This window comes from Streptomyces sp. NPDC059455 (assembly GCF_042750115.1).
Lineage (GTDB): Bacteria > Actinomycetota > Actinomycetes > Streptomycetales > Streptomycetaceae > Streptomyces > Streptomyces endocoffeicus.
In genome coordinates, this window is the sequence record NZ_JBHYVB010000182.1 from 21959 (window position 1) to 23290 (window position 1332).

The 1332-nt window shown below is 76.5% G+C and carries 1 protein-coding gene; it reads left to right on the top strand.

Features of this window, described 5'->3' with window-relative positions; translation table 11 throughout:
- Nucleotides 1-167: 167 nt before the first annotated feature.
- Entirely contained in the window at nucleotides 168-1034 is an 867-nt protein-coding gene (gene rsmA, locus ACFXB5_RS41480; protein WP_385218598.1) for a 16S rRNA (adenine(1518)-N(6)/adenine(1519)-N(6))-dimethyltransferase RsmA, read from the top strand.
- The last annotated feature ends 298 nt before the right edge of the window (nucleotides 1035-1332 follow it).

A 1332-nucleotide genomic window follows, 5' to 3' on the forward strand; every position in this document is an offset into this window, starting at 1 on the left:
TCCCACAGCCCCGGTTTACAAACCAAAACCCCCCCGGGCGCCCCCCCGGCGGCCCCTTGGGGTAAATCACGGTGCGGGGGGGGGGGGGGCGCGGGGCGGCGCGGGGCCCCGGGGCCCCCACCCGAGCCCCGAAAAGGGGAGCCCCAAAGGGGGCCTAAACTTCCTGGGTGAGCTCCACCGACTCCGACGTTCTGCTCGGACCCGCCGACATCCGCGAACTCGCGGCACGGCTCGGCGTACGTCCGACCAAGCAGCGCGGCCAGAACTTCGTCATCGACGCCAATACGGTCCGCCGGATCGTCCGGTCCGCCGGGGTGCGCCCGGACGACGTGGTCGTCGAGGTCGGTCCCGGGCTCGGGTCGCTGACCCTCGCGCTGCTGGAGGCCGCCGACCGGGTCACCGCCGTCGAGATCGACGACGTCCTCGCCGCGGCCCTCCCCGCCACCGTCGAGGCCCGGCTGCCGCAGCGCGCCGACCGCTTCGCGCTGGTGCACGGCGACGCCCTGCGGGTGACCGAGCTGCCGGGCCCCGCCCCGACCGCGCTGGTCGCCAACCTGCCGTACAACGTCGCCGTGCCCGTGCTGCTCAATATGCTCGGGCGCTTCCCGACCATCGAGCGGACGCTGGTCATGGTGCAGTCCGAGGTCGCCGACCGGCTCGCCGCCCCGCCCGGCTCCAAGGTCTACGGCGTCCCGTCCGTGAAGGCCGCCTGGTACGCCCACGTCAAGCGCGCGGGCGCGATCGGCCGCAGCGTCTTCTGGCCCGCCCCCAACGTCGACTCCGGCCTGGTCTCGCTGATCCGCCGGGACGAGCCCCCGCGCACCACCGCCACCCGGGAAGAGGTCTTCGCGGTGGTGGACGCGGCGTTCGCCCAGCGCCGCAAGACCCTCAGGGCGGCGCTCGCGGGCTGGGCCGGTTCGGCGGGGGCCGCGGAGGAGGCACTGAAGGCCGCCGGGGTCTCGCCGCAGGCGCGCGGCGAGTCGCTGACGGTGGAGGACTTCGCCGCGATCGCCGAGCACGGACCCGCGGCCTGACCCCCGCGGCGCGCCCGCGGGCGGGCTCGCTCCCCACCCCGTCCCTCCCCGCGGCATCCGATGCACGGCTCCGCCGCGTGCCGGGGCTCGCTTCGGCCCGCGGGCTTGCTCCCCGCCCCTCCTCGCGGGATCCGATGCACGGCTCCGCCGCGCGCCGGGGCTCGTCGGCCGTACACCGGCCGGGGTCAGGACCGGAGCTTTCCCCACCCCGCCCCTTCCCCGAACCGGGGCTCCGCCCCGGACCCCGGTCCAGGCTGTGCCTCCGCACCGTTGGCGGGGCTTCGCCCTCCCGGGGCCC